General features: G+C 43.2%; 19 protein-coding genes. 8 read left to right on the top strand and 11 right to left on the bottom strand.

The window, feature by feature from the left end; all coding sequences use genetic code 11:
- Positions 1-69: 69 nt before the first annotated feature.
- On the top strand, positions 70-903 hold the full coding sequence (locus tag WKF66_RS12550) for an MBL fold metallo-hydrolase (protein WP_489674803.1): 834 nt from the start codon (positions 70-72) through the stop codon (positions 901-903).
- A 21-nt stretch (positions 904-924) separates the two neighbouring features.
- Here WKF66_RS12550 and WKF66_RS12545 read toward each other — a convergent pair whose 3' ends face one another.
- Together WKF66_RS12545 and WKF66_RS12540 are read right to left on the bottom strand one after the other, a co-directional pair.
- Entirely contained in the window at positions 925-1,218 is a 294-nt protein-coding gene (locus WKF66_RS12545) for a hypothetical protein (RefSeq protein WP_489674802.1), read from the bottom strand.
- Positions 1,219-1,304: 86 nt separating this feature from the next.
- Positions 1,305-2,231, bottom strand: a complete 927-nt coding sequence (locus tag WKF66_RS12540; protein WP_489674801.1) for a L,D-transpeptidase scaffold domain-containing protein — start codon at positions 2,229-2,231, stop codon at positions 1,305-1,307.
- Between the two features lie 156 nt (positions 2,232-2,387).
- Here WKF66_RS12540 and WKF66_RS12535 point away from each other — a divergent pair, with 156 nt between their 5' ends.
- Genes WKF66_RS12535 through WKF66_RS12520 form a run of 4 tightly spaced genes read left to right on the top strand, consistent with a single transcriptional unit; the run spans position 2,388 to position 5,408 of the window.
- Complete coding sequence (locus WKF66_RS12535) at positions 2,388-3,158, top strand: MlaE family ABC transporter permease (protein WP_489674800.1); 771 nt, start codon at positions 2,388-2,390, stop codon at positions 3,156-3,158.
- A 5-nt stretch (positions 3,159-3,163) separates the two neighbouring features.
- On the top strand, positions 3,164-3,907 hold the full coding sequence (locus WKF66_RS12530) for an ABC transporter ATP-binding protein (RefSeq protein WP_489674799.1): 744 nt from the start codon (positions 3,164-3,166) through the stop codon (positions 3,905-3,907).
- Between the two features lie 11 nt (positions 3,908-3,918).
- Positions 3,919-4,926 carry an MlaD family protein gene (locus tag WKF66_RS12525; RefSeq protein WP_489674798.1) on the top strand — a complete coding sequence of 336 codons (1,008 nt, stop codon included), beginning with the start codon at positions 3,919-3,921 and terminating at the stop codon, positions 4,924-4,926.
- A 41-nt stretch (positions 4,927-4,967) separates the two neighbouring features.
- A complete protein-coding gene (locus WKF66_RS12520) occupies positions 4,968-5,408 on the top strand; it encodes a universal stress protein (protein WP_489674797.1) in 441 nt (146 codons plus the stop codon).
- Between the two features lie 52 nt (positions 5,409-5,460).
- Here the strand turns inward: WKF66_RS12520 and WKF66_RS12515 are convergent, their stop codons facing one another.
- Positions 5,461-6,843, bottom strand: a complete 1,383-nt coding sequence (locus WKF66_RS12515) for an NAD-dependent succinate-semialdehyde dehydrogenase (protein WP_489674796.1) — start codon at positions 6,841-6,843, stop codon at positions 5,461-5,463.
- 192 nt (positions 6,844-7,035) lie between these two features.
- Between WKF66_RS12515 and WKF66_RS12510 the strand changes: the two genes are divergently transcribed.
- Together WKF66_RS12510 and WKF66_RS12505 are read left to right on the top strand one after the other, a co-directional pair.
- Positions 7,036-8,286, top strand: a complete 1,251-nt coding sequence (locus WKF66_RS12510) for a PAS domain-containing sensor histidine kinase (protein WP_489674795.1) — start codon at positions 7,036-7,038, stop codon at positions 8,284-8,286.
- Complete coding sequence (locus WKF66_RS12505) at positions 8,283-9,335, top strand: response regulator (protein ID WP_489674794.1); 1,053 nt, start codon at positions 8,283-8,285, stop codon at positions 9,333-9,335. The genes WKF66_RS12510 and WKF66_RS12505 overlap by 4 nt, the downstream gene beginning before the upstream one ends.
- A gap of 21 nt (positions 9,336-9,356) precedes the next feature.
- Here the strand turns inward: WKF66_RS12505 and WKF66_RS12500 are convergent, their stop codons facing one another.
- From WKF66_RS12500 to WKF66_RS12465, 8 genes are read right to left on the bottom strand one after another with little or no spacing between them, the layout of a single operon-like run.
- On the bottom strand, positions 9,357-9,668 hold the full coding sequence (locus WKF66_RS12500; protein ID WP_489674793.1) for a chaperone modulator CbpM: 312 nt from the start codon (positions 9,666-9,668) through the stop codon (positions 9,357-9,359).
- On the bottom strand, positions 9,658-10,530 hold the full coding sequence (locus WKF66_RS12495) for a DnaJ C-terminal domain-containing protein (RefSeq protein WP_489674792.1): 873 nt from the start codon (positions 10,528-10,530) through the stop codon (positions 9,658-9,660). Before WKF66_RS12495 ends, WKF66_RS12500 begins: the two co-directional genes overlap by 11 nt.
- A gap of 39 nt (positions 10,531-10,569) precedes the next feature.
- On the bottom strand, positions 10,570-11,958 hold the full coding sequence (fumC, locus tag WKF66_RS12490) for a class II fumarate hydratase (RefSeq protein WP_489674791.1): 1,389 nt from the start codon (positions 11,956-11,958) through the stop codon (positions 10,570-10,572).
- Positions 11,959-11,969: 11 nt separating this feature from the next.
- The gene (locus tag WKF66_RS12485; protein WP_489674790.1) at positions 11,970-12,716 is read right to left on the bottom strand and encodes a succinate dehydrogenase/fumarate reductase iron-sulfur subunit; all 747 of its coding nucleotides are present in this window, start codon (positions 12,714-12,716) and stop codon (positions 11,970-11,972) included.
- Positions 12,717-12,720: 4 nt separating this feature from the next.
- Positions 12,721-14,637, bottom strand: coding sequence for a fumarate reductase/succinate dehydrogenase flavoprotein subunit (locus WKF66_RS12480; protein ID WP_489674789.1), 1,917 nt, complete (start codon positions 14,635-14,637; stop codon positions 12,721-12,723).
- Positions 14,634-15,311 carry a succinate dehydrogenase cytochrome b subunit gene (locus WKF66_RS12475; RefSeq protein WP_489674788.1) on the bottom strand — a complete coding sequence of 226 codons (678 nt, stop codon included), beginning with the start codon at positions 15,309-15,311 and terminating at the stop codon, positions 14,634-14,636. The genes WKF66_RS12480 and WKF66_RS12475 overlap by 4 nt, the downstream gene beginning before the upstream one ends.
- 15 nt (positions 15,312-15,326) lie before the next feature.
- On the bottom strand, positions 15,327-16,817 hold the full coding sequence (locus tag WKF66_RS12470; protein ID WP_489674787.1) for an anion permease: 1,491 nt from the start codon (positions 16,815-16,817) through the stop codon (positions 15,327-15,329).
- 24 nt (positions 16,818-16,841) lie between these two features.
- Complete coding sequence (locus tag WKF66_RS12465) at positions 16,842-18,053, bottom strand: porin (RefSeq protein ID WP_489674786.1); 1,212 nt, start codon at positions 18,051-18,053, stop codon at positions 16,842-16,844.
- 152 nt (positions 18,054-18,205) lie between these two features.
- Here WKF66_RS12465 and WKF66_RS12460 point away from each other — a divergent pair, with 152 nt between their 5' ends.
- Positions 18,206-18,835 (top strand): hypothetical protein, encoded by a 630-nt coding sequence (locus tag WKF66_RS12460; RefSeq protein WP_489674785.1) that lies wholly within the window; start codon positions 18,206-18,208, stop codon positions 18,833-18,835.
- Positions 18,836-18,841 lie beyond the last annotated feature (6 nt).

Here is an 18,841-nt window from a genome sequence, read left to right as displayed (position 1 = left end):
AATCTCTGGGTAGAAAAACATCAAAACATCTCCTTATGGTGATTGTTGAAATAATTAAACCAATTACTTATGAACCAGAGCGAAGATAATCACATCATTCCGATGACCTCCATTAAAGCGGGATCCGGAACAGAAGTTTGTTCGGATGTATATTATTACACCAACCAAATTGTAAATGTAGTCATGTTAGGACCTGCAAACGGCAAGTGGGTGCTGATAGACGCGGGAATGCCTGGCAGTGGCAAAAAAATCATTGAGGCCGCGGAGAAACGGTTTGGAGCTGGCACTGCACCGGAATGCATTGTTTTGACCCACGGTCACTTCGACCATGTTGGTGGAATCACTACCCTATTGGAGCACTGGAAAGTACCTGTCTACGCGCATTACATGGAACTTCCCTATCTAAATGGCTCGAAGCCTTACCCTGAACCCGATAGAACCGTTGAAGGGGGTTTACTTGCCAAAATCGCTGACATCTATCCTTTTGAGCCCGTAAATATTGCGGAAGCCCTTCATCCACTTCCACACGATTCAAGTTTACCAGAACTCTTGGAATGGCAATGGATTCATACCCCGGGACATTCGCCTGGTCATGTTTCTTTTTTTAGACAGCGGGATAAAGTTTTGATTAGTGGAGATGCAGTGATCACTGTACGCCAGGATTCCCTTTACAAGGTATTAACTCAAGCGGAGGAGCTAAATGGCCCACCCAGGTATTTTACCAACGATTGGGATCTTGCCAAATCGTCGGTAATTACACTAAGTAAGTTGGAGCCAGAGTTCATCGTGCCTGGTCACGGTCAATACCTCTCTGGAGAAAAAATTAAATCTGACCTGATCAACCTGGCTGAACATTTTGATGAATTGGCTAAGCCTAAATTTGGGAAATATGTAAATGACTAATGGTCATTTACATAAGTATGTTTAGCTAGCTTTTGTATTTAAGAATTCAATAAGATGCTGCTCTATCAGTTCCATATTATAGTCTACTTCGCTAGTATGATCAATAACCTGGATTTCATCCTCACTAACTGTTAACGTGTAAGCATTTCCTTCCGTTATTTCAGGAAAAGTAATGTTGATCACATCAAATACATGAGCAAATTCAATGGTAAGATTAGCGTCAAGCTGTTCATTAATATATGCTGCCAACTCCTTTTTTAATACATCAAATAGAGTTTCTGGGCTTAAAGGTTGTACGTTGTTAATCGAAATCATAAGTTTTCTATAGGTTACCCAATAATGGTGCCCGGATTCTCCAATTTGTAATGCGATCAAATCAACATTTACTCCTCATGGTTTGGTCAACCTTTTTTCGGTAGTATGTTTGGAGGCAACACGATTCTGTTCGTTGATGGAGACGGTTTACGTGGGTAATACATGGCAGCTTCAAGCGATGGATCTAGGTTACGGGTATCTTTATAAAATACCGGAAGCCCCTCGACAATTTTACAAGTTAAGTAGGCCGACTTTTGCGAATTAGAAGCGGTTCCCGCGAACTCCCACCAACGAAGTCGTTCCATGTTTATTGCAACTTTTCTCACCTGGGCTTCAGGGACTTCATAACAGTCACCTACATATTGCCCCTTGACTAGCCGCATGTAGCGCTGAAGATCGATATAGGTTTTAGATTTTGGTTGAGCAGTTAATATTGCTGCGGTGAAATCAGCTCCGTCGTTTGCTTTTACAAGTTCTGCAACTGCATTGAAACCATTTGATTTAGTCATACCGTCTAACTTCTTTGCCGAAAAGTATGGGTTTAATTTCCCATAATGCAAGTTATTGATCAAATTAATCATTGCATCGGTTAACATGATATCAAAATTTATCCTTTGCTCTATGCTGATCGTTCCGGGATCATTTAACATCGCTTGCAGGTTGTCATATACTAAGGCAGCGGGATGGTAATCAGCATGAGCCAGACCATACTGAAGTACACAGTCTAAAAGTAGCATCGCTTCGTGCGTTTGCTTCTCCTGAGCTCTATCGATCCAGACCATCTTTAGCTTATTTTGAACGTAGTACCGCTTAACAGACTTTGGAAAATGTAATGTAGATTGCTTTGCTCTGCTGTTTAGCTGAGTTGACAGTTGCGCCGAAATTTTACTGCTCTGCGCGTGCGCCCAAGTCTGGGCGAACAGCATCGAAAAAATCAGGGAAACAATTACGACATTCTTTTGGAGCTTGTTCAGAAACTTGTTCCCAATCGACTCATTCACATTATTTTCCATCCTTAAGTATTTTAACTGGTAAAATTGCACTACTACAAAATTGTAGGACACTGGTTATGCCGGCAATGACAATGGTCATAGACAGTTATGATAAGCATCATGACGTTTGACGTTTCGGTCATGGCAGGTTCCTCCTACCTCTTTTACCTTTATACCATGACACTAATAGTTAGCTTTCGAACGTTTGTTGACGAAACCGGAAATTTAGCCCGATTTACTGGTCGCTTCTTTTCAACAGGAATAAGACCCAGGTATGAGAATAAGGAGCTTCTTAACCAATGCTACAAGATTGGTTACCTTTCTTTTCCTTTGGTTGGACTTACCTCCTTTATTATGGGATTGGTGCTTACGATGCAGCTCAGGCCATCCCTTGTGGAGTACGGTGTGGAGTCGCAGCTACCAGTTATGGTAGGCTTGGCAATTGTTCGGGAGATCGGACCCGTGATTACGGCGTTAATATTTGCTGGAAAGATTGGCAGCAGCATCGGCGCCGAACTTGGCTCTATGAAAGTAACCGAGCAGATAGACGCGATGACGGTTAGCGGCATCAAGCCTTATAAGTATTTGGTTGCCACCAGGGTCATGGCCACCACACTAATGTTGCCCCTGCTCACGATACTTGGGGATGGTATTTCCTTGTTTGGTGCCTACTTAGGAGTAAACATACGCTCCGTGACCAGTATTGATCTATTCTTTCTTCAGGTCTTTAAAAGTCTTGATTTTAGTGATGTACTGCCAGCAATTATCAAAACTCTTTTCTTCGGTTTTGCCGTTGGAATCGTTGGATGCTATAAGGGCTTTAATTCCAGCAAAGGCACGCAAGGAGTTGGAATTTCAGCAAATTCTGCTGTAGTGCTTTCCTCTGTTCTCATCTTTATTATCGATTTACTGGCAGTGCAGGTCACTGAGTTACTTGGACTTAATTGAAAAACATGGAAGCAGCCATAAGTGATCCGGTAATTGTGATTAAAGATCTGGTCAAAGCTTTTGGGGACAAAGTTATATTGGATGGATTTAATTTAACTGTAAAAAAAGGCAGCAATGTAGTTGTTCTCGGGAAATCAGGTTCTGGCAAATCCGTACTAATCAAATGTATCATCGGACTTTTACAGCCAGACAGCGGAAGCATACATGTATTCGAGGAAAATATTCCAGGAATGGATGAAGAGGAACTAGATCAGGCACGGTCTAAAATTGGTTTTTTGTTTCAAAGTAATGCACTTTATGATTCTATGACGATCCGTGAGAATTTAGAGTTTCCACTTCTACGGCATTGGGTGGACATCAAAAGAGATGAAGTAGACAGATTAGTTAGCGAAGCTCTTGAAAATGTAGATCTGCTTCACACCCTGGATATGATGCCTTCTGAATTATCAGGAGGAATGCTGAAACGTGTTGCCCTGGCTAGAACCATGATCCTACGGCCGGAAATCATCCTTTACGACGAGCCTACCACAGGTTTGGATCCTGTAACATCAAGAGAAATAGAAGACCTGATCCTTAAACTGCAGAAGAAAAATCATACTTCCTCCATAATCATTTCACACGACATGAAGTGCGTAAAGAACACTGCCGATGTTGTGGTTCTTCTGCTGGAAGGTAAATGTTATATCGAGGGAACATATGAAGAATTGGAGCAGTCTGACGATAAAAATATTAAACAGTTTTTTAAATAATAATTACGAAAATGGCAGATCAAAAAGTAAATAATATCAAACTAGGGGCATTTGTTTTATCAGGGTTAATTCTGATGATACTTGCGTTCTTCTTCATCGGTAAGAATAAAAACTTCTTTGGAAGTGAATTTCAACTTAAAGTGAGGTTTTCCAATTTGAACGGTCTAACTGAAGGTAATAATGTGCTTTTTTCCGGTCTTCAGGCCGGAACAGTCAAAGAAATTGAACTGATAAACGACAGCACTATTGAAGTTACCATGCAGATTAATAGCAAAGTTAAATCTTTCATCAATAAGAATGCGGTAGCCGCAGTGGGCACTGAAGGCCTTATGGGAAATAAGGTCGTTAATATCACTCCAGTTAAAGGCATAAGCGCCAAGGTTACTGAAGGTGATCTTTTGCAAGCTAAGAATATGGCTAACATGGATGAAATTATAGAAAAACTATCTCAAACCAATAACAACGTCGCAAGTATATCAGAGGTGCTGAAGGGAACAGTTTTGAGAATAGACAGTAGTGCAATCCTAAAATTGCTGAATGACGAAACGATAGGAATTAGTTTGAAATCATCGTTACAAAACGTTTTCCAGACGACTAGCAGTGCCAACAAGATGACTCTAGGACTTAATCAAATTATTAGCGACATTAGAAACGGCAAGGGAACCGCGGGACTTTTACTTACGGATACAGCAATGGCGGGTACGCTCAGCGACGCTGTTGTACAGATCAAAGCTGCAGGAGTCAATGCAAATGCCATGACGCAGGAAATGAATACCATCGTGAGGACAATCAATAATGACCTCAATCATGGAAGCAACCCTATAAACACTTTATTGAAAGACTCCTTAACGGCTAAAAATATAAGTCTTACTATCGAGAACCTGGAAAAAGGAACGGATGGGTTTAATCAAAATATGGAGGCTTTGAAACATAACTTTCTCTTTAGGGGGTATTTCAAGTCCCTGGAGCGCCAAAAGAAAAAAGAAGCTAAATTAGCAGAAGTCCCTGCAGGAAAATAAGCTTATAGCCGGGTAAACTAACTAAGTATAAAAATCAGACCATGGAATTTCACAAAATACTTATCGCAATTGACAATAATCCGAGTTCCGAATTAGTCGCATTAAGCGGTCTTCAACTTGCACAGCAATACCACTCAGAAATTGCGCTGGTAAGCATACCGCTAAATAATAGTGATCCCAATGACGATCCTGCGACCCAAAAGGAACTGTATGACATGATGGAGCACAACTTCAATTCAAGTCAGCTTAATGTGATAGAGAAAGTGTTTAAGGGCGTTCCGGTCAAAAGCTTCGTAGAGAAAGGTGTACCCTACAAAGTGATTATCGAGACGGCAGAAAAATGGGGTGCTGACATCATTGTTATGGGCACTCACGGTAGAAAGGGACTACCGCATCTTTTAATGGGTAGCGTAGCAGAAGATGTTATTCGCCACTGCAAGAGAACGGTAGTAGTGATCCCAGTGATCGATGCGAAAAAGTAAAGTTCTGCTCTAACATGAAATGTCAAACTCTTGGTCATCTTTGGGGCTATCATTAGAAAGGATCGGTCAATTTGCTGATTCTAATTAATTTCTTGTTGACAAACTCCTGTATACCATAACTGGACAACTCTCTTCCATATCCAGACCCTTTAGTTCCACCAAAAGGCAGATCAGGTTGGGTCCAGGTGGGATGATTGATGAACACCATTCCAGTGTCAATCTGTTCGGCTAAGCGTTTGCCACGATCTATATTATTGGTGAAGATGCTTCCGCCCAATCCAAAGGACGAATCATTGGCAAGCCTGATGGCTTCTTGTTCATCCTTAACTCTATAAAACGACGCGACAGGCCCAAACAATTCTTCATGATAGGCTGCCATACCGGGTTTTAGATCACCTAATATGGTCGCCTCGATGAAGGCACCTTTTCGGGCAATCAATTTACCTCCAAGAAGGATTTTAGCTCCTGCCCTGACACTACGCTGAATTTGCTCGACGAGTTCTAGCACTGCTCCTTCGGAACTCAACGGTCCTAATTCTGTATCTTTGTCCATAGGATCGCCAACTTTAAGCGCAACCAGTTTAGCCTTGAACTTTTCCAGAAACTCATCGGCAACCTCTTCCAAGACGATAATCCGCTTCGAAGCCACACAACATTGACCGGTATTGTTCATCCTACCAATTACAGCCCATTCTACCGCTTTATCGATATCAGCATCTTCCAAGACAATAAAGGCATCGCTGCCACCAAGTTCTAATACCGACTTTTTTAAATATTTACCAGCAGCAGCGGCGATGCTGGCACCAGCTGTTTCGCTTCCCGTAAGCGCAACACCTTTTATTCTTGGATCAGCTACAATCGCTGCAATGCGGCCACCGCTCACAAACAAGTTCGTGTACAAACCTTCAGGCGCACCTGCGCGCCGAAACACCCCTTGAATAGCCAATGCACATTGCGGAACATTCGAGGCATGCTTTACAAGCACCACATTACCTGCCATGATGTTGGGAGCAGCAAAACGTGCGACCTGATAAAATGGAAAATTCCATGGTTCTACGCCAAGCAGCACTCCGATTGGCGTACTTTTTATATAAGCTTCACCAAATTTTGTGTTGAGCTTTTCATCTTTTAAAAAAGCTTCGCCGTTAACCGCATAATAATCGATAATGTCGGCGCTAAGTGCAATCTCAGCGTAACTTTGAGCCAGTAACTTGCCCATTTCCAGGGTAATTAAAGTAGCTAATCTATCTCTTTCTTCACGCATAATTTTAGCCACCCTCTTCAAAAGTGCTGCACGGTGGATATAGCTGGTTTTACGCCATTGTTGAAAGGTCTCATCTGCAATCGTGATTTCATCTTGAACCACTTCCTGGGAGATTTCTGGAAAGCTTTCAATTAACTCGTTATTAAAAGGATTAATAGTTTGGATAGCCATAATAAATCATTGAAGATGAATGAAGAAAAATCAAATTTACAGGCAATCTTACGCTTCAAAAATGACAAGAACCCACAGGAATTATGATGTTAATCACCGACCTTGATTCACAGGTAAGAACCTACATTAAACAAAATGCTCATTTTGGTGTTATAACAAGTAACAATTTCTTATATTCGAATTAATTATTTTATGGAAAACGCCGTCCTCCTAAAAGCGATTATCGACAATGCGATAGACGGCCTGATCACCATTGATCACAATGGAATAATCGAATCCATGAATCCATCAGCATGTAAACTTTTTGACTATACAGAATCGGAAGTTTTGTTAAAAAACATTTCCATGCTCATGCCCCAACCGGACCGTTCGAATCATGACGGTTACCTATCACGCTACAAAAACACTAGAGAAGCAAGTATTATTGGAAAGGGAAGAGAATTAATCGGTCTGAAAAAAGATGGTACTGAATTCCCATTTCGACTCGGTGTAAGTGAGGTCAGATACTCAGGACGTACAATTTATGCAGGATTTATACATGACTTAAGCAGAGAAAAAGAAGCGGAATCAAAGCTGCAAAACTATGCAGCATTGCTGGAGGAGCAGGTGCAAGAGCGTACACTCTCGCTACGCGAAACTGTATCTGCATTGGAGAAAACGAAAGCCGAACTTAATCTTTCGCTAATAAATTTACGGGATATCGTTGGTGTGTTAGAATTAACTCAAAAGGATTTGAACTTATCCCTTGACAAAGAGATGGAACTTGGAAAGCTAAAAAGCAGGTTTGTATCTATTGCCTCTCATGAATTTAGAACGCCTTTGAGTTTAGTACAATTGTCTGCCTCGCTAATTGAACGCCATGCGGAGCCTTATAGCAACCAAAATATCAGCAAGCATGTAGGTAAAATTAAAGATGCTGTACTAAATGTTACTGCAATCTTAAATGATTTTCTCTCCCTGGAGAAGCTCGATGGAGGGAAAGTGGAGGTGAAAGGTGAGGTCTTTGATCTGGCGAAATTGGCAGCAGAAGTATCGGAGGAGATGCAAATCGCCTTAAAGGGTAGGCAAAAAATAATATTCAGGCACAGGGGTTTGGAAACAGAGGTTCAACTTGATCAAAACCTCTTGAAAAACTGTATTGTGATACTCATCGATAATGCTATTAAATATTCGGGTCTGGAAAGTGAAATCCAATTCTCAACTAAGATCAGTCATACAAGTTGCATGGTCAGGATTTGCGACAATGGCATTGGAATACCGATCGACGATCAAAAGCACCTCTTTGAGGCATTTTTTCGGGCTAATAATACTGGAAAAATATCCGGCAATGGACTCGGCCTGAGTATTTTATCCCGTTATATCGGCTTGATGAAAGGGACGGTAGAATTTAGAAGCAGAGTAAACCGGGGTACGCTTTTCACACTAACATTTCCCAGATCATGAACAAAAAAATATTGATTATTGAAGATAATGATGCTATCCGGGAAAACGTTGTCGAAATCCTACAGATGGCCAAATATGAAGTTTATGAAGCCGACAATGGAAAACTTGGGGTTGAAATGGCTTTAAAACATCTGCCAGATGTGATTCTCTGTGATATTATGATGCCTGAACTTGATGGCTATGGCGTACTTTACATGCTGAACAAGTATGCAGAAACATCAACTATTCCCTTCATTTTTCTGACAGCGAAAGCAGATCATAGCGATTTGCGCAAGGGCATGGAAATGGGGGCAGATGACTACTTGACCAAGCCGTTTGACGATATGGAACTCCTGAACGCCATTGACGTCCGGCTCAGAAAAAGAGCCTACATAGAATTTCAGCGTCAAAATGACGCCAATGAATTTAAGGTACTTGTTTCTAAGACAAATGGACTTGCGGAGTTTGCGAAGCTGATAGAAGGTCACAGGAATCGAGAGTTTAGAAAGAACCAGGTGCTTTATTACGAATCCGACTTTGCCAAGGGCTTATATCTTGTTATCGAAGGGAAAGTAAAGACTATCAAGCTATCGGAAGATGGCCGTGAATTAATGACGGGAATGTATGGCACTGGGGACTACATTGGTATAAATTCTGTTCTGAGTAATAGCCCGCATACAGACACTGCAACGGCTATCGAAGACAGTAAGGTTTGTATGATTCCAACTGAGGAGATGGAGAAGGTGCTTAGTTTATATCCTGATGTTGCGAGGAAATTTATTCAGCTATTATCACGGGATAACCGAGAAAAAGAAGATCAATTGCTCCAACTGGCGTACCATTCAGTGAGAAAAAAAATGGCCGGAGCTATTCTAAGATTATATAATCAACAAAGCACAAAAACCGAGCTCTTATCTGTCTCCCGAGAGGATTTGGCGGCAATGGCATGTATGGCTATAGAAACAGTAAGCAGGACATTATCAGACTTTCGGGACGAAAAACTTATTGACCGGCAAGGTATAGTTATCACTATACTTGATTTGGAGCGGCTTGTAAAAATGAAGAACTAATTGCAATTTAGAATAGCTCATTTAGTCATCACTCCCAGACTCAGGTACAAATGCCAGTAACCTGTTTTGGGCAATGACCAGGGCATGTTGCAAATTGGTAATTTGTTTCAAGAGGCTTGCAATCGCATCTATGCCTTCCAGGTTGATGCCCAGATCAAAATGCAAGCGTACCATCTTCTCAACCTCCTTGATCTCGTCCACAGAGAGGTAATGTTCATTGCTTACTTCCAACAGGGTGATGAGTCCGAAGTCGTTAAGAGAGGTGATAAATGATGGTTCAACTTCATAATGCAAACAGAACTTTGCAATCAGGACTAGATTTTCATTTTCCATTTCTAAGGTGACTTAACTCTGTGAACAGTTCTTTTTCTTTGGCGGAAAGATTGGTAGGTAACTTGATCTGATAGGTGAATACAAGATCACCGAATTCATTCTCTTTTTTGTAGACCGGAAATCCTTTTCCCTTAAGCTTAACCTTTGTTCCTGTCGGAGTTCCAGATGGAACTTTAAGTTTGACTTTTCCGTTGAGGGTATCAATCAGGATCTCCCCACCCAACAGCGCAGTATAAAGGTCAAGATCAACATCCGCATAAAGATTTTTACCATCTCGTTTGAATCTTGTATTGTTATTTATGGAAAAACGAATATAAAGGTCTCCATCAGGGCCACCATTGGCACCCGGGCTACCATGGCCCCTTACCTTGATCTCTTGTCCATCTTCAATACCTGCTGGAAAAGTAAGACGAAGGTTCTTGCCATTCACATTGATGGTCTGTTGCTTACTCTGATAAACATCACTGAGGTTAAGACTCAGTTCTGCATTCACATCCTGCCCTCTAAACTTAGACTGCCTTCCCTGACCTCCTGAGCCACCAAACATGGACCCAAACAGATCAGAAAAGTTTTCTCCATAAGATTGTTGCCTGTTACTTCCTGTGGACTTACTTTGTTGCTGACGCGCTTGTTCAAACTGTTCAGCATGATTCCAATTGTCTCCATGCTGGTCGTATTTTTTCCGCTTCTCAGGATCGCTGAGCACTTCATTAGCTTCGTTAATTTCCTTAAATCTTTTCTCGGATTCCTTATCGCCTGGATTTAGGTCGGGATGGTGCTTTCTGGCCAGTTTACGGTAAGCAGATTTTATCGCTGCAGCGCTTGCCGTTTTAGGCAAGCCCAGTAATTTATAATAATCCATAGATGCGAATGATAGGTTTGAGCTAAAGGTATTAAAAAGTTATTGTCCCGTCATCTCTTCTGGCTTTACCCATTGGTCAAACTGTTCGCTTGTTACAAGGCCGAGGCCAATAGCAGATTCTCTTAAAGTAAGATTCTCATGCAGCGCCTTTTTAGCGATCTTTCCAGCGTTATCATAACCAATATGGGGATTGAGGGCGGTAACCAGCATTAGGGAGTGCTCCAGGTGTTCTTTAATCCCTTTGTAGTTTGGTTCAATGCCACAAGCGCAATGCTTTTCAAAGGAAACACATCCATCTCCAATCAGACGGGCCGACTGTAAAAAATTAGCAGCCATCACCGGCTTAAAAACGTTAAGTTCGAACTGCCCGTTTGAGCCTGCGATGGAAATAGTGACATCATTGCCCATTACCTGCGCGGCAATCATTGTTAGCGCTTCGTTCTGAGTCGGATTGACTTTGCCTGGCATGATAGAAGAACCAGGTTCATTTTCAGGCAAATGAAGTTCGCCGATTCCAGACCTTGGGCCCGAGGCCATCAGACGGATGTCGTTCGCAATCTTCATCAGGGAAACGGCAATTTGCTTTAGCGCACCATGACTTTCAACTATGGCATCATGAGCAGCAAGTGCTTCAAATTTATTTTCTGCGGTACGGAATGGAAAACCTGTGAATTGAGCAATGTATTTAGCTACAACTACGTCATAACCCTTCGGGGCGTTCATACCTGTACCTACCGCAGTTCCGCCAAGCGCAAGTTCGGCAAGATGGTCTAAAGTATTTCTTAAGGCTTTCAACCCGTGATCAAGTTGAGACACATAACCGGAAATCTCCTGGCCTAGCGTTAGCGGAGTAGCATCCATCCAGTGCGTACGGCCAATTTTTACGACCTGCATAAACTCCACTGACTTCCCCTTTAACGTGTCTCGTAACTTTTCAATCCCTGGTATAGTTACGTTAATTAGCATTTGATATGCGGCAATATGCATTGCTGTTGGGAAAGTATCGTTCGAAGATTGCGACTTGTTTACATCATCATTTGGATGGATGTCCGCCTTGCCTTCTCCAAGTTTGTTACCGCTAAGCACATGCGCACGGTTTGAGATCACTTCATTCAGGTTCATATTAGATTGCGTTCCTGAGCCGGTCTGCCAAATCACCAGGGGAAACTCATCATTCAACTTACCTTCGAGGATTTCTTCACAGACCTTGCCGATCAGATCCCTCTTCTCCGTGGTTAAGACTTTAAAATCTACATTCGCATAGGCTGCAGCTTTTTTTAAGAAGGCAAAGGCCTGGATGATCTCTGCTGGCATAGATGCCTTAGGACCTATTTCAAAGTTGTTGCGCGAACGCTCGGTCTGCGCGCCCCAGTATCGCTCTGCAGGCACTTGTACATCGCCCATTGAATCGTGTTCTGTCCTTTTCATAACGTGATATTTTAGTGTTTAAGAATTAATGCCTTGTTAAATTCCCAGTTCATTTGGGCAATGTTCAGGACTGAAATGCCCTGTGGGCATTTTGCCTCACAAGCTTCTGTGTTGCTGCAGTGGCCGAAACCTTCGGTATCCATTTGCGCTACCATCTTTAGTACACGCTTTTCGGCTTCCGCCTTTCCTTGCGGAACTTTGGCCAGGTGGGATATTTTGGCTGAGGTAAACAACGCTGCACTGGAATTTTTACAAGTTGCCACGCAGGCGCCACAACCAATGCATGCTGCCGAGTCAAATGCTGATTCCGCTGCATCATGAGTAATGAGCAGCGCGTTACCCTCGACTGGCTGGCCAGTATTTACTGAAATGAAGCCGCCCGACTGGATGATGCGGTCAAGTGCGGAGCGATCAATCTTAAGATCACGTTTCAATGGAAAAGCCTTGGCTCTGAAGGGCTCCACGTAGATGGTGGCTCCGTCATTAAACTCTCGCATGTGCAATTGACATACCGTGAGTCCGGACACAGGTCCGTTGACCTGCCCGTTGATCGTCATGGCGCAAGAACCACAGATTCCCTCCCGGCAATCGTGGTCAAATTCCACTGGATTTTCACCTTTTACGATTAGCTGTTCATTGAGCGTATCCATCATTTCGAGGAAAGACATGTGCGCCTCTACTTTATCCAGATCGTAATCAATGAGTGAGCCCTTGCTTTTCTCGTCCTTCTGACGCCATATTTTTAAGTGTACTTTCATAGGTCTAGCTATAATTTCTAACAGATAATTCAATAAATTCAAACTTAAGTGGCTCCGGATGCAAAACAGGTGTCTCCCCACCTCCCGGCCATTCCCAGGCGGAAACAAAACAGAAATCTTCATCGTTCCTTAATGCTTCGCCTTCTTGCGTTTGGTACTCTTCTCTAAAATGTGCGCCGCAGGATTCTTCACGGGTTAATGCATCATAACACATGAGAGCTGCCATCTCCAGGTAATCGGCTACACGGCCTGCTTTTTCGAGCTCTGCGTTCATATCAGCAGCATCACCGGTCACCATCAGTTCTTTGTAAAAGGAATCTGCTAATGTCTTGATGCCTGTAATTGCTTCTCCTAATCCTTTTGCCGAACGGGACAAGCCACATTTGTCGTAAAGTAGTTTACCCAACTGTTTGTGAAAGTAATCCGCCGTTTTGGTTCCTTTAATATTAACTAGCATTTCCAACCTGGCTCTCACCTCTTGCTCCGCGGCTATAAATTGGGGATGATCAGTGGTGACTTTTTCTGCTTTCAATTCGCCTGAAAGGTAATTCGCAAGTGTATAAGGCAATATAAAATAGCCGTCAACACAGGCCTGTAACAAAGAGTTCGCTCCTAGCCTATTGGCACCATGGTCTGCGAAGTTGGCTTCGCCACCGGCGAACAGCCCGGGGATAGTAGTCATCAGTTCGTAGTCTACCCACAGTCCCCCCATCGAAAAATGCGCTGCTGGCGAGATTTTCATAGGAACCTGGTAAGCATCATCCGCAGTTATCTTTTTGTACATGGAGAACAAATTGCCGTACTTCTCTTTAACCTTATCAAGACCTTGTTCTTTCAGTGCTTTTGAAAAGTCAAGATAGACTGCATTCTTTTGTGGACCTACGCCAAACCCGGCATCTATGCGTTCTTTTGCAGCACGGGAGGATATGTCTCTGGGAGCAAGGTTTCCAAAAGCAGGGTACCTTCTTTCCAGGTAATAGTCCCTTTCTTCTTCTGGAATTGCGCCAGGTTCCCTTAACTCATTTTCCAATTTTGGCACCCAGATGCGACCATCATTTCTTAAAGACTCAGACATCAAAGTGAGCTTAGACTGGTAATCTCCGGCCTGGGGTAGGCAAGTTGGGTGCATTTGCGTCCAGCTCGGGCAGGCCATGTAGGCACCGCGCCGATGGGCACGCCATATAGCAGAGCCATTGCAACCCATTGCCAGGGTAGATAGATAATAGATCTTGCCAAAGCCGCCCGTAGCAATTACTACTGCATCAGCAGCAAAGCGCTCGATCTCTCCGGTATCTAAATTGCGGACAATGATACCCTTTGCTTTACCATCAATCACAACCAGGTCAAGCATCTCATGACTCGTATGAAGGGTTACTTTTCCAAGGTCTACCTGACGCATGAGCGATTGGTAAGCGCCTAGTAAGAGCTGTTGGCCAGATTGTCCGCGGGCATAGAAAGTACGACTTACCTGTACCCCGCCAAAGGAGCGGTTGCTCAAGTACCCACCGTATTCTCTTGCGAAAGGTACGCCCTGGGCAACCGCTTGATCAATTAAGCTTAAGGAGCATTCTGCTAATCGGTATACGTTTGCTTCCCTCGCTCTGAAGTCGCCGCCTTTAAGCGTATCATAAAACATGCGGTAAACGGAGTCTCCGTCGTTCTGGTAATTTTTAGCGGCATTTACCCCACCCTGAGCTGCCACTGAGTGTGCCCTGCGTGCAGAATCCTGGAAGCAGAACGACTGTACCTGATAGCCTAGTTCGGCCATAGAGGCCGCAGTAGATGCGCCGGCAAGACCGGTACCGACCACAATAATGCGCAGTTTTTTACGGTTGGCTGGGTTGACGAGTTTTGCATGGTCTTTATATTGGCTCCATTTAGTTTCTAAGGGGCCTTCAGGAATTTTAGCGTCTAAGATCATAATCCGAAATGTGTGAGGTGGACATAAACAGGAATCAGGGAAAAACCAATGGTAATGGCATAGCTGTAAACGACGCCAAAGGTCTGCACATAGCCTGCATAACGTGGATGGTATAAACCAAGCGTTCGCACTGCGCTCTTAAATCCATGTAACAGGTGGTAGCCAAGTGCCAACATTGACACTACATATAATAGGACATACCACCAGGATGCAAAAGCATTAATGACGATCACATAAAGGTTTTTGTTGCCATTATTATCGACAGGTAAAGCGCCGAACTTATACACGTACCAAAAGTCCTTGAAATGGATCACCAGAAAAATTAACAGGATGGTACCCAATATTCCCATGTTCCGTGAATACCATTTACTGACCTTTTTGCGGTCGTCAAAAGCATATTTTCCAGCCGCTTTGCGGTTTTTGATGCTGATCACTAAAGCGTCTACCGAGTGTGCAATAAGCGACACATACAAAATGTAGGAAATCATTTTTATGAAGATGTTGCCTGATAGCAGGGCGGAATAGTGATTAAAGCTATCGGCTGCGCTCTCTTCAGGGAGCAACAACTGCAAATTTCCAAGCAGGTGAATAATTAAGAAGAAACAGAGGAACAGTCCGGTTAGGGCCATTAAGTTCTTGCGGGATAAGGTACTTTTTAAAAAAGATAGCTTCATGTGCGTTCAATAAGATTAATAAATACCTGTTACTTTCCACCAGAGACCTCCAAGGCCCATCCATATCGCAAGTAGCGCGACTCCGATGATTAAGCCTGTTGTCCACCAATGTTTGACATCTACATAGCCGCTACCGAAGAAGACGGGAGCAGTGCCATGTGCATAATGGGTCAGGGTGCCATAAAGTGACCCTGTGAAGCCGAGCATTAAAGCCAATAATAAAGGAGGCACACCCATTGCAATACCGACAGCAAGCAATGCGGCATACATTGCTGCAACGTGCGCTGTTGCGCTGGCGAACAGGTAATGACTAAAGAAATAGACCAGTATAATAATTGGGAAGGCGATGGTCCATGCTAAACCTAAAAGCTGAGTCTGAACAAGTTTTCCAAACCAGGGGATAAAGCCAAGGTCATTCAGTGATCCGGCCATCATCACCAGTGTAGCAAACCACACGATGGTATCCCAGGCGGCTTTTTCAGATTTCACATCTTCCCATGTTAAAACTTGTGTAAGAAGTAATATGCTTAGTCCGATGAAAGCTGTGGTTGTAGCGTCGATTTTGAAGATATCGCCTGTCATCCATAGCACTAGAAGAATCACGAAGGCAAGTACCATCAGCCATTCATTGCGGGTAATGGCTCCCATTTCTTTAAGTTTTGCAGCAGCCATTGCAGGGGCCTCTGTCGTTTTCTTTAGTTCGGGAGGGAAAACTTTAAATAACAGATATGGAATGATAAGAACGGATGCAAGGCCAGGTACAATGGCCGCCCAGAACCAGGACATCCAACTGATATGAATGCCTAGATCTGCTGCAAACTTCTGACACATTGGATTACTCGCAGTTCCGGTCAGGAACATTGCAGAGGCAATCAAGTTCATGTAATAGCTATTCAAGGTAAGGTAAGCACCAACCTTGCGGTGGGTCTCCGGCTTGTCCGGCATCGAGCCCAGGCTCATGGACATGGATTTCATAATGGGATAAATAATGCCCCCTCCCCTGGCCGTGTTACTTGGTATTGCCGGCGCCAGTATTAGATCCGCAGCACCCAGGCTATAAGCAAGTCCTAATGGGCTCTTGCCAAAAAGTTTAATAAAAATATAAGCTATCCTACTACCCAACCCTGTTTTTATAAACCCGCGTGCAATGAAGAAGCTGATCCCAATAAGCCAGATCACCTTATCTCCGAAACTTCTCAAAGCCAGTGTTATTGACTTTGCCGGGTTTCCAGGAGCGAGCACGCCGGTTAATGCCACGAGTGCAATGGCCAACATACACAAGGTACCCATACTGGCGGCCTTTAGAATAATGCCAAGTATTGTTGCCAGAAAGATGGCTAATAAGTGCCATGCTTCTGGCTTTACGCCCTCTGGTGGGGGAATAAACCAGATGATCATCCCGAAGGCGACCGTGATCAGCAAGGGGATGAACTGGATTTCTTTTTTAACGCCAGCGGCAGGTGCGTTAGCCGGAGCGTTAGCTGGAGCGGAGGTGGTGGGCTTCATAATGATAATTGTTGGCTTGGTAAGCTATAACCGGGATTGTACTTGCAGGATGAAAATAGAATTGTTGTATTGGGTGGTATTAGCAATGTTGCGTTTGTAACGGTCAATGTTCACACCCAATTGAATCCTTGCATTGTATGCTTTTAAGAACTCTGCACTCACCATTGGTGTCCAGGTTTGCCTTTCAGTTCCTGCATGCTTAAAGTCTTTATCGAAATATTCATACCGGCAAGAAAACTCCAGTGAACTTAACCGATGGTAATTGATCGCATAGCGGAGATTGGGCAAGATATAGAAGCCCCGCATTTTGTAATTACTGATACTACCGTCACGTTTGGCTGAATCGAGCCCGTTATATAAGGTATGGTTGTTGCCCTGTTTGGCCTCTGTTTCCAGTTCAAGTGACCATTTATTGGTAAGCTTAAACCTTGCAGACAGATCAATTCCTGATGCATAGGCCTCAGCTTTGAATACTCTTGCATATCCACCGTTAAGACCTAGTTTCATATTGAGCTGCTTAAGAATACCAAATTCTATTCGAGAGGAGAAATGCTTCCCGTTATCGTTGTCCATTACCTGGTTGCGGTTATTGCCATTCACTACGGAAACTTCGTACTTAACTGGTAACACTCCGTTTGTTGCTCCATAGATGCTTGCCCCGATCTGGAAACTCTGCCAGCCATTGCTTCCAAAGGCTGTGTACTGGTTCGAGTAGTCCATAGATTTGATCACATCTACCGGATACATATCTTCCAGACCAAATGCTGGTCTGAACTGTCCCATTTTAGCATTTAGGTAAGGATTTAGTCGGTAGGTAATGTAAGCGTTCTCCAGCACCTTGTTTTTTGGATCGGATTTAAAGTCGGCCAAATTGAGTAATAAGATCACGTCTGTACGATCGGAAATTTTAGATGCGAACTGAAGTCTGGCACGTTTAATATCGAAATCATTGTAAGTTGCGACACCATCGCTGTGATGCAGACCGTTAAGGTCAATGTTTTGATGTTCGCTGAATGAATACCTTGACTGGAAAAGGCCCTTCATGGTAATCTTTGCTTTTGTAGAGTCTGCCTTGGGAGGTTCCTGGCAAAAGCAAGCTAAGGAACAGAAGCTAATGGCGGTAAAAAGACTTAAGAATCTATACATGAAATGACGTACCAGTTGAATCAGAAAATACTGATTTTGGAAGTAGTCAAACCTACCGAATCTCAAAAGGCTGGAAGTGATTGGCATCATTCCGTAAAGTGACTTGCATCACAAAATAAGTTGAAGGTTTCTGCTCCTTTATATAGACGTTATGCTCTATTCTTGGCTTTTATAGGTTTTTTAATCTATAATTTGTATTTATAGCCTAAATGATCTATAATTGTTAAGTTAAACGCAGTTCCATGAAGAAACAAGCTGTAATTACCGGTGACATCATTAATTTCACAAAGCTACCTGCAAAAGCAAGAAAGCTGCTTATTGAGGAGACTGAGGTGATGCTAAAAACCTGGATCAATAAAAAAGCGAACGCGGAGATCTTTCGGGGAGACAGCTACCAGGTATTATTCGAAGACATACCCTTAGCCGTAACTAAGAGCATTCAGCTGGTGGCCTGGTTTAAAAAACAATCGAATGAAAAGGAGGACATTACTTTAAGTACCAGGGTCTCTCTTGGAATCGGCGAAGTTTCCTATCATGGGAAAAACGTTTTGAACTCAGATGGAGAGGCTTTTCATTTGTCTGGCAGAAACTTTGATACCATGAAGAAGGATGAATATTTAGCCATTCACACTCCTGATCACACCAGGAACGAGACTATTAAAATAATTCTTAACTTCGTTAACAAGTACCTTGCTGACTGGACTACGGCACAGGCGGAAGTCATCTTCTGGCATCTGGAAGGCAAAAACCAGCAGGAGATCGCCGAATTACTTTCTATATCGCAGCCCTCGGTAAATAGCAGACTGAAAGCAGCTGGTTGGAAAGAACTGGAGCCGTCCATTGCACATTTAGCTACTTTAGTGTTATCATAATTGGCT

The organism is Pedobacter sp., from assembly GCF_037719805.1.
GTDB lineage: Bacteria > Bacteroidota > Bacteroidia > Sphingobacteriales > Sphingobacteriaceae > Pedobacter.
The sequence above is the reverse complement of the archived record's forward strand: the minus strand, read 5'-3'. Positions and strand labels throughout refer to the sequence as shown.

Excerpts from the sequence above, each read along its gene's own strand:
- WKF66_RS12550 (WP_489674803.1), top strand. The coding sequence starts at position 70 with ATGAACCAGAGCGAAGATAATCACATCATTCCGATGACCTCCATTAAA.
- WKF66_RS12545 (WP_489674802.1), bottom strand. The coding sequence starts at position 1,218 with ATGATTTCGATTAACAACGTACAACCTTTAAGCCCAGAAACTCTATTT.
- WKF66_RS12540 (WP_489674801.1), bottom strand. The coding sequence starts at position 2,231 with ATGGAAAATAATGTGAATGAGTCGATTGGGAACAAGTTTCTGAACAAG.
- WKF66_RS12535 (WP_489674800.1), top strand. The coding sequence starts at position 2,388 with ATGACACTAATAGTTAGCTTTCGAACGTTTGTTGACGAAACCGGAAAT.
- WKF66_RS12530 (WP_489674799.1), top strand. The coding sequence starts at position 3,164 with ATGGAAGCAGCCATAAGTGATCCGGTAATTGTGATTAAAGATCTGGTC.
- WKF66_RS12525 (WP_489674798.1), top strand. The coding sequence starts at position 3,919 with ATGGCAGATCAAAAAGTAAATAATATCAAACTAGGGGCATTTGTTTTA.
- WKF66_RS12520 (WP_489674797.1), top strand. The coding sequence starts at position 4,968 with ATGGAATTTCACAAAATACTTATCGCAATTGACAATAATCCGAGTTCC.
- WKF66_RS12515 (WP_489674796.1), bottom strand. The coding sequence starts at position 6,843 with ATGGCTATCCAAACTATTAATCCTTTTAATAACGAGTTAATTGAAAGC.
- WKF66_RS12510 (WP_489674795.1), top strand. The coding sequence starts at position 7,036 with ATGGAAAACGCCGTCCTCCTAAAAGCGATTATCGACAATGCGATAGAC.
- WKF66_RS12505 (WP_489674794.1), top strand. The coding sequence starts at position 8,283 with ATGAACAAAAAAATATTGATTATTGAAGATAATGATGCTATCCGGGAA.
- WKF66_RS12500 (WP_489674793.1), bottom strand. The coding sequence starts at position 9,668 with ATGGAAAATGAAAATCTAGTCCTGATTGCAAAGTTCTGTTTGCATTAT.
- WKF66_RS12495 (WP_489674792.1), bottom strand. The coding sequence starts at position 10,530 with ATGGATTATTATAAATTACTGGGCTTGCCTAAAACGGCAAGCGCTGCA.
- fumC (WP_489674791.1), bottom strand. The coding sequence starts at position 11,958 with ATGAAAAGGACAGAACACGATTCAATGGGCGATGTACAAGTGCCTGCA.
- WKF66_RS12485 (WP_489674790.1), bottom strand. The coding sequence starts at position 12,716 with ATGAAAGTACACTTAAAAATATGGCGTCAGAAGGACGAGAAAAGCAAG.
- WKF66_RS12480 (WP_489674789.1), bottom strand. The coding sequence starts at position 14,637 with ATGATCTTAGACGCTAAAATTCCTGAAGGCCCCTTAGAAACTAAATGG.
- WKF66_RS12475 (WP_489674788.1), bottom strand. The coding sequence starts at position 15,311 with ATGAAGCTATCTTTTTTAAAAAGTACCTTATCCCGCAAGAACTTAATG.
- WKF66_RS12470 (WP_489674787.1), bottom strand. The coding sequence starts at position 16,817 with ATGAAGCCCACCACCTCCGCTCCAGCTAACGCTCCGGCTAACGCACCT.
- WKF66_RS12465 (WP_489674786.1), bottom strand. The coding sequence starts at position 18,053 with ATGATGCCAATCACTTCCAGCCTTTTGAGATTCGGTAGGTTTGACTAC.
- WKF66_RS12460 (WP_489674785.1), top strand. The coding sequence starts at position 18,206 with ATGAAGAAACAAGCTGTAATTACCGGTGACATCATTAATTTCACAAAG.